The organism is Arthrobacter sp. Y3224198, from assembly GCF_059090025.1.
In genome coordinates this window covers 1-8123 of sequence record NZ_JBNHFG010000056.1, presented here as the reverse complement: position 1 = coordinate 8123, position 8123 = coordinate 1, and the positions used below count along the sequence as shown (strand labels likewise).

The following is an 8123-nucleotide window of genomic DNA, read 5'->3' as shown; positions in this document are numbered from 1 at the left end:
CCGCCGCACCCGCCTGGAGGCCGCCGCCCTGGCGGCCGGGGTCCTGGCGAGGGCATCCGCATGAGCGTGAAAATCATCCACCGCCCGGCCCGGACCACGGCACCGGCACGCGGGCTGGACCCCTTCACCATGGACGCCCCGCCGCAGATGGAGCAGGGCAAGGGCGGCATGAACATGATGTCGCTGGTCCCGCTGCTGGGCGCCGGCGTGTCGATGACCGTGATGATGCTTTTCCGCGGTTCGCCCCTGGCGGCGGTGGGGGCCCTGATGATGATCGTGACCATCCTGGCATCCGTGATCATGATGGTGAGCCAGCGGGGCAAGCAGGGGAAGCAGCGGAAGGACCAGCGGGAGAACTACCTCGAATACCTGGAGCGCTGCCGCACCACGCTGCGTTCCGAAGAGCACACCGCGGCGAAGGTCGCCCGGGTGGCCAGTCCCCCGCCCGAGGCGCTGTTCGACATTGTGCGCAACACCCGGCGGGTCTGGGAACGGCGGCGCCACAACGAGGATTTCCTGGACGTACGGATCGGCAGCGGTCCGCGGCAGAACCGCGAAGTGCAGATCATGAACTCCGGCTCGGCCGTGGCCCAGGGCGACACCTTCATGACCACCGAACTGGAAATCCTGAAACGGCGCTACGAGTCCAGTCCCGAACTGCCGCTCACCGTTCCGCTGGACTGCGCCGGCAATGTCAGCATTGTGGGTTCGCGGGACTTCGTACTCCGGGTCGCCCGGCTGCTGCTGGTCCAGGGCGCCGCGTTCCACTCGCCCGAAGACCTCCACCTGGCCCTGGCCGTGCCGGAGGAGGAACGCGGGAACTGGGAGTGGGCCACCTGGCTGCCGCACCTTGCCGACCAGAAATCCACGCACCGCACCGGCCCCGTTCGGCGGCTGGCCCCGTCCATGGATGCCCTCTCCGACCTGCTGGGGGCGGACCTGCACGGACGCTCAACGCTGGCCGCGGAATCGCGGAAGAACTTCCTGCGCGGCGGCGTCGGAACCGCGCTGCCCCGCCTGCTGGTGGTGGCCGACTCCTACGGCGAACTGCCGGTGGAGCTGGCCGTCCCCGACAAGCAGGCCTCCCCCGGAGCCTTGGGCATCACCACGCTTTTCCTTGTGCAGGAGCGCAAGCAGGAACCCGGCGAGGTGGCCATCCGCATCAGTGAGGACGGCACCGGTTTCCGCGTGGAGAACTACCGCGGGGATCCCGTGGAACCGGTGGTGGAAGCCGGCACCCTGGACGAGCTTCCCGTGCCGCTCGCGGACGCGCTGGCCCGGACCCTGGCCCCGCTGCGGCTCTCGCCGGATTCGCTGGAACACGACTCCGCGGAGAGCTCCGAAGGATTCCTGGAGATGCTGGGCCTGTCCCCGCGCCTGGACGAGGCGGACATCCGCCGGCTGTGGAAGCCGCGGGGCGAGGTGGATTTCCTGCGGGTTCCGCTCGGTCCCGATGACCGGGGCCGGCCGGCACTGCTGGATTTGAAGGAATCGGCCCAGTTCGGGCACGGTCCGCACGGTCTGTGCGTGGGTGCCACCGGTTCGGGCAAGTCCGAAATGCTGCGCAGCCTGGTGGTGGGCCTGCTGGCCACCCACTCCCCCGACGTCCTGGCGATGGTACTGGTGGACTACAAGGGCGGCGCAACCTTTGCCCCGTTCGCCAACGCACCCCAGGTCACCGGTGTCATCACCAACCTTTCCGACGACGTCAGCCTCATCGAGCGCGTCTACGCCAGCCTCTCCGGCGAGATCCAACGACGCCAGGAAGTACTGAAGGATGCGGGCAACCTGGCCAACATCACCGACTACCAGCTGCACCGGCAGGAGCTGCTTGCGCAGGGCAAGGACCTGGCACCGCTGCCCCACCTGGTGGTGATCATCGACGAGTTCGGTGAGCTGCTCACCGCCCGCCCGGACTTCATTGAGCTGTTCCTGTCCATCGGCCGGATCGGCCGCTCCATCGGCGTCCACCTGCTGCTCTCCAGCCAGCGGATCGAGGGCGGCAAGCTGCGCGGCCTGGACACCTACCTGTCCTACCGCATCGGACTGCGCACCCTGTCCGAAGCGGAGTCCCGCACCGTCCTGGACACCCCCGATGCCTTCCACCTTCCGCCGGTGCCCGGATTCGGTTACCTGAAGGTGGATACCACCACCTACACCCGGTTCAAGGCCGGCTACGTCTCCGGTCCCCTGGAAGTCGAGGAAGAGGACGAGCCGGAGACCAACGACGCCGGGCAACCCGCGGTCCTGACGGTGCCCCGCTACGCCGCCACACTCGAAGACGCCGCCGTGCAGCGGGCCGATGCCGCCAAGCCGGCGTCCACCGCCGGGTCCAAGCGGACTACCGGCCCCACCGTGCTTTCCACCCTGATGGACACGCTGGCGAAGTTCCCGCGCGCCGTTGCGCCCATCTGGCTCCCCCCGCTCCCCGGCGGCATTGCCCTGGATACGGCCGCGGGCGGCCTGGACGTCACCAGCCAGGGCATCCGGCTGGCCACAGGCGGCGGACTGAAGATCCCCGTGGGGCTGTTGGATGACCCGGCGAAGCAGTGGCAGGGCATCTGGGAACTCGACCTCACCGCCAACGGCGGAAACGCCGCAATTGTCGGCGGCCCGCAGACCGGCAAGAGCACCGCCCTGCGGACCATCGTCGCCAGCCTCTCCCTGACCCACAGCCCCGCCGAAGTAGGCATCTACGCCGTGGACCTGCTCGGCAGCGGCCTGGTTCCCCTCGAAGGACTGCCGCACGTGGGCGGTGTGGCCGTGCGCACCAACCGCGAAGTGGTCCGCCGGACAGTGGATGAAATCCTCGCCATGCTCTCGCAGCGCGAACGGATCTTCGAGAAGTACCAGATTGACTCGCTGCCCACCCTGCGCCGCCTCTGCGCCCAGGGCAGCATCCCCGAGCTCCCCAGCGCCGACATTGTGATGGTGCTGGACGGCTACGGGCAGCTCTCGGACGAATTCGAGGAAATCGAAAAGTCCGTCCACGCCCTGATCGGCCGCGGCGGCGGGTACGGCATCCATGTGGTGGTGACCTGTTCCCGGATGAATGAGATCCGCATAGCCCAGCAGAGCTTCTTCGGGAACCGCGTGGAACTGCGGCTCTCCGACCCCGGGGAATCCGCCCACGGGCGCAAACTGGCCGAATCGGTCAGCCCGGGCACCCCCGGCCGCGCCATGACGGACCGGAAGCTGCAGGGACATTTCGCCCTGCCGCGTATCGATTCCAATCCCGACCAGGACACCGCCATTGCCGGCATGCGTGACCTGGTGGAGGCCGTCTCCGCCTCCACTGACGAGCGTGCCATGCAGGTGCGTGTGCTCCCCGCCGTCGTGGACGCCGCCGTCGCCCCCACCCCCGCCGCGCCGGCCACGGTGCCGCTGGGTCAGCGCGAAACAGACCTGGGCACCGAACTGCTGGACCTGCACAACAAGGAACGGCACCTGGTGGTGATGGGCGACGACGGCGCCGGCAAGACCAACGTCATGCGTTCCGTGATCCGGCGGCTCGTGGCACAGCACGACGCCGACGACATTGTGTTCGCCGTGTTCGACCCGCGACGGACCCTGGCCGACGAGGTGCCCGATGCCTATCTGGGCGGCTATGCCACCAGTGCCGCGCTGGCCGAACAGCTGGCCGCCGCCGTGGCCGCAGAGCTGCAGAAGCGGGTCAACGCCACGCCCGAGGAAGTGGCAGCACTGCCCCGGGTGGTCCTGGTCATCGACGACTACGATGTGCTCACCGCCGGCGGGTCCTCCCCGCTGAGCCGGCTGACCCCGTTCCTGCCGCTGGCACCGGAAATCGGCCTGCACGGCGTACTGTCCCGCCGGGTACGCGGCGCCAGCCGGGGCATGTACGAGTCCTTCTTCACCGCCCTGCGCGATTCCGGCGCCGCGGCGCTGATCCTCTCCGGCGACCGCGGCGAAGGAACGCTCATCAACGGCGTCCGTGCCCGGGCCCTCCCGCCGGGACGGGCGCAGCTGGTCCAGCCCGGCCGTCCGGTACAGACCCTGCAGCTGTTCTGGAACGAAACGGCAGATGAGGCGCTGGCGGAAGCAGCCCGGCCATGAGCCAGGACTGGACCGTCATCGGGCTGCTGGAACCCACCCAGCCCAGGATCATAGACGCCCTGGTCGCAGCGTTACCCGGCCTTACCCTCCGCCAGGCAGCGGAGAACACGCTTCTCGAAATCGTGGACGACGCCGATACGGTGCTGCTCGCACTGGAACTGCCCCGACGGATTCAGGTGCCGGAGGAAGCCCTCCGCCTGCTGGCAGGCGCGCCGGTCAGCGCACCGGCTTCCGCGGTGGTGCCTGCCCTGTTCGCGCCCGGCGGCAGCGGCCGCCCGGAGGATCCGCTGTGGTGGCAGGACATTCACGCCCTGGGCCCGCAGCCCGGATCCGGAGAATTGGCGGACCGGCTGTGCCACGCTCTGGCAGCTCTGTGCACCGGAGTAGTAATTGCACCGTTTGGGGAGGCCGGCAATGACTGAACCTGCCTTCGACCTGGTCCTCGGGTCCAGCGCCGTCCTGTTCCAGGACAAGCCCGTGGCGGCACTGACCCCCTGGGTGCTGCGGGCCCACAGCGCGGCGGCAGCAGCCGGCCTGGGCTTTGTCCTGCTCACCCCGGGCAGCACCCGGATCACCCTGCCCCTCTCGGAACTGCTGGGCAGCACCGGCGGTGACTGGCTGGTCACGGGCTCCGACGGCTCCCTCTACAACGGGATGACTGGACGCGAGTATGACTGGTCGGATGTTTCCCTTACGCCCCGGGATACCCTGGCGCAGGACTTCCTGGCCGTCGAACCCCAGCAGAGCGGGTACCTCCACGTGCGGGCCGCCACATTACATCCGGCCTCCTACCGGACCCGTGCCGGCAGCTTCACCGAACAGGTCTTTGCCGCGGTCACCGGCCTGCCGCCGCGCGGGTGGGGTGTCTGCGAACCCGTGAGCGAGCCCTGGGATGCGGACGCTGCGTCGGCCTTCTGTTACGACCGCTCCCCCGAAACCACCCGGCTCGAGGTGGTGGGGCACGCCGCGGACCAGGCCGCCGACCCCCCGGCTGCCGCCGGTTCCGTTGGAGTCATGACGGTGGAACGCACATCCCGGGGTGTCCTGGAAACCATCGAGCTGCTGGCTTCCAGCCAGGACCCGGCCAATCCGGAGCAGCTGGCACGCTTTGCGGAGGGGGTCCACCGGGCGCGTGCACGGATGGCGGTACTCGGCCAAGGCGTCGGCTACCTCAACCTGAACCGCCCGGCCAGGTTCACCGGCCTGGTGGTACCGCGCTGCGCAGTCTTTGGCCCGGAAGCGCTTGCCGGTGCCGGGCCGCAGCAGGCTCTGGCCGCAGCCGGGCCCGGAGCGCGGCTCACCGGTGCAGCGGCATTCCAGTCCCTGGTGATGGAATACCCGGACGAACCGGAGGCCGGCGGGATGCACCCGGTGGAGGCGTACGCCAGCCTTGCCGCTGCCCTGGGTGCGGCGGAAGCCGACGGGCTGTCGGGACGCTAACGGCGGTTGCGGCTGCCGCCGGGTACGGACTTAGGCCGGCGCGGCCCTAGGCCGGCGCGACGGTGAAACTGCGGTCGCCGAAAAACACCGTGCTGCCGGCCGGAGCCAGCACCGGGCGGGCCGGTTCCAGTTCCTCGCGCAGGCCCTCGGGTGTCACCACGGCGCTGCCGTTGGTGGAATTGCGGTCCGTCACCCAGATGCCGTTTGGATCGGCCTGCAGGTGCAGGTGCGTCTTGGAGACGGACCGGCCCATATCGGCGAAGTCGAGCAGCTGGTCGGCCGTTTCCTGCGGTTTCGGAGACGGATTGCGCCCCAGCAGGGCCGTCCCGGTAATCACGGCGGAGGCGCCGTCGTCAAAGCGGATCCGGACCCCGTCCGCCCGGCGCCGCCGGGCCACACGGGTCATTTCCAGTTCCTCGTCCGGATGGACACCCGGCGGGGCCGGCACGGGCGCGGCAACAGGCACCACCGGCTGTGCAGGCACGGGCACGGATTGGAACGGCATGCTTCGAACCGCCGGAGCCGCAGGGGCCGTCTGGAATGGGGCCGCGTGGAACGGGCCCCGACCCGGCTGGGCCGGCGCGAACGGGCCGGGACCCGGCTGGGCCGGCGCGGAAAAGCCTGGAACGGAGGTCAGCGGCCCCTGTCCGGCCGGCCCCGCGGGGAGCGGCCCGGCAGGCGTGGACGCGGCGCCCCCGGGGCCGCCCGCCCGGTGCGTGCGATCCCTCAGGCCGGACGGCGCCTGACCCGGGACACCCAGTGCGGCCTGCCCGGATGCGCGCAGTCCGCCGGTGAGCAGCGGGTTCCGCCCTGCCCGTACGTCGACCACCAAGGTGCCGGCCACCTTGTCATGCCAGCCCTGGCGCTGGCTGTTCCGGTCCCACACGTTGGAGACCAGCATCAGCACCGGTCCGGCAACCGTGACGCCGGACAGGCCCAGCAGCACGTTGCGCAGCAGGACCGGGAGCATTCCCGGTGCCTGCCCGTCCTCCCCGGTGGTGCGGATGCCCAAAGCCAGGTTTCCAGGCGTTTTGCCGGATCCCGCTTCCCAGATCCACATCCACAGCGCATAGGCCCCGGCCAGCGCTCCACCGGTAGCGAACCCTGCAGTCACTGCCTCGTCACCGGGCAGCGCCAGCGAAAACAACGCCGGCGCGGCGACCAGCAGCGCCACGGTGGGGAGCGCGTCGAGCAGCTTCGCTCCGAGCCGCTGTACCGCTGTGGCGTTAACGAGATTCGTGCATGGCGCCATCTAGATGTTCCTTGTCATTCTGCGTGCCGGTCCGTGCATACCGGAGACGGCGGGGACGGGAGCCTGCCGCCCGGTTACCGGTTCTTCACGTTCGGCGAGCTGGTCCAACAGGGGCAGATCCGCCGACGTGACCAGTTGGGACGTCACGGCGTGTTCCACCAGGCGGGCACGCCGGTTCGACGCCGGCTTCCCCTCCTCGCCGCGCAACCCGGCAACACCCACACGCGCCAGCTTGTCGCAGACATTGTCCAGTTTCCGGTTGAAGCGGGTTTGTGACCACCCCAACCGGCGGGCTGCCTCGGCGGAGGTCGGCAGTGCGCTGTAGCCGGTGCCGTCCCGCCGGAGCAGCGGCTCGGCCAGGGCCACCATCACCGCTTTTTGGGTTTCGGTGAAGAGTACCGGGCCGATGGTGGTTTCGCCGCCGTCGCCCACGCTGAGCGGATCCTGCCGGAACGTGGGCGTCTTGAGATGCACGTCAAACTCGTATGTGGTGGAACCGGCGCTGAAGATCACCCGGGTCTGTTCGAAGACCACCGGCATCCGGGCACCGGGGGCAAGCCAGGCCTGCATGCCGCCGCCGGAGTCGGCAATGGTGGCGGAGATGCGGCTGCCGATGTTCGTGAGCCACCAGATGCCGTTGTCCTTGGCCACGCTGAGGAACTTGCGGTGCAGGTAGGGGTTGTCATCAATCGCCAGATCACCCTCCCGGCCAATGCAGAATACCGCCGTGTCCGCCGGCTCATACCATTCGCCGCAATACTCTATGGCAAGCTCCCCCACAGTGTTCCCCCTCATCCGGTTGCCCGGCTGTCCGGACGGTTCCCCCATGGTTCCGTTCCGTCCCTCATTGTCCATGCGCAAGCACCTGTTCTCACTGCGGCGCGCAGAAGGGCACGGGCGCCGACGATTTGCCGTTGTCCCGTGCCACCTGCACCTCGATGCAAACCTGCGCTCCCCCTCCCGACGGCGGAACCTGGGCCTGTGCCTCGGAGGTCCGGACCAGTTCACCCTTGGCCGTGGCGCTGACGGTCCGCCAGAGGTAGATATCCCCGGCCTGCGGCGCGGGGTTTTCCCAGGTGAAGACCACTGCTCCGTCCGATACGGCAGCGGAAAGCGATTCCGGCGGCGACACCGTGCCTTCGTTCGCTGCCAGGGCATCCCGCGCCGATTTGGACGGCGTGGGCAGTGCGCTCTTGGGCGCGGTATCCGGCAGCAGCAGTGCTGCGGCCACGATGCCCACAGCCGCAGCTGCGGCTGCTACGGCGGAGATACGCAACGCCTTGCTCCGGCTCCGTTTGGGCGCCTCCGGCCACCGCAGCGGCTGGGGCTGTGCCGCCGTGCCCGGCGCGGCCCGCGG

Annotated in this window: 5 protein-coding genes and 1 pseudogene; 3 read left to right on the top strand and 3 right to left on the bottom strand. The window is 69.5% G+C overall.

Features of this window, described 5'->3' with window-relative positions:
* Positions 1-60 precede the first annotated feature (60 nt).
* The 3 genes from eccCa to AC5RUF_RS16055 are packed head-to-tail and all read left to right on the top strand — an operon-like array spanning position 61 to position 5514.
* Positions 61-4074: a type VII secretion protein EccCa gene (eccCa, locus tag AC5RUF_RS16065; protein WP_493997413.1), complete on the top strand. Its 4014-nt coding sequence runs from the start codon at positions 61-63 to the stop codon at positions 4072-4074.
* Complete coding sequence (locus AC5RUF_RS16060) at positions 4071-4496, top strand: hypothetical protein (RefSeq protein WP_494131258.1); 426 nt, start codon at positions 4071-4073, stop codon at positions 4494-4496. Before eccCa ends, AC5RUF_RS16060 begins: the two co-directional genes overlap by 4 nt.
* Positions 4489-5514, top strand: a complete 1026-nt coding sequence (locus AC5RUF_RS16055; protein WP_494131257.1) for a DUF6177 family protein — start codon at positions 4489-4491, stop codon at positions 5512-5514. Before AC5RUF_RS16060 ends, AC5RUF_RS16055 begins: the two co-directional genes overlap by 8 nt.
* A 46-nt stretch (positions 5515-5560) precedes the next feature.
* Here the strand turns inward: AC5RUF_RS16055 and AC5RUF_RS16050 are convergent, their stop codons facing one another.
* From AC5RUF_RS16050 to AC5RUF_RS16040, 3 genes and pseudogenes are all read right to left on the bottom strand, one after another.
* Entirely contained in the window at positions 5561-6766 is a 1206-nt protein-coding gene (locus tag AC5RUF_RS16050; RefSeq protein WP_494131256.1) for an RDD family protein, read from the bottom strand.
* Positions 6767-7546, bottom strand: a complete 780-nt coding sequence (locus tag AC5RUF_RS16045) for a hypothetical protein (RefSeq protein WP_493998689.1) — start codon at positions 7544-7546, stop codon at positions 6767-6769.
* Positions 7547-7637: 91 nt separating this feature from the next.
* Positions 7638-8123, bottom strand: a pseudogene (locus AC5RUF_RS16040) (hypothetical protein); the annotation flags it as partial.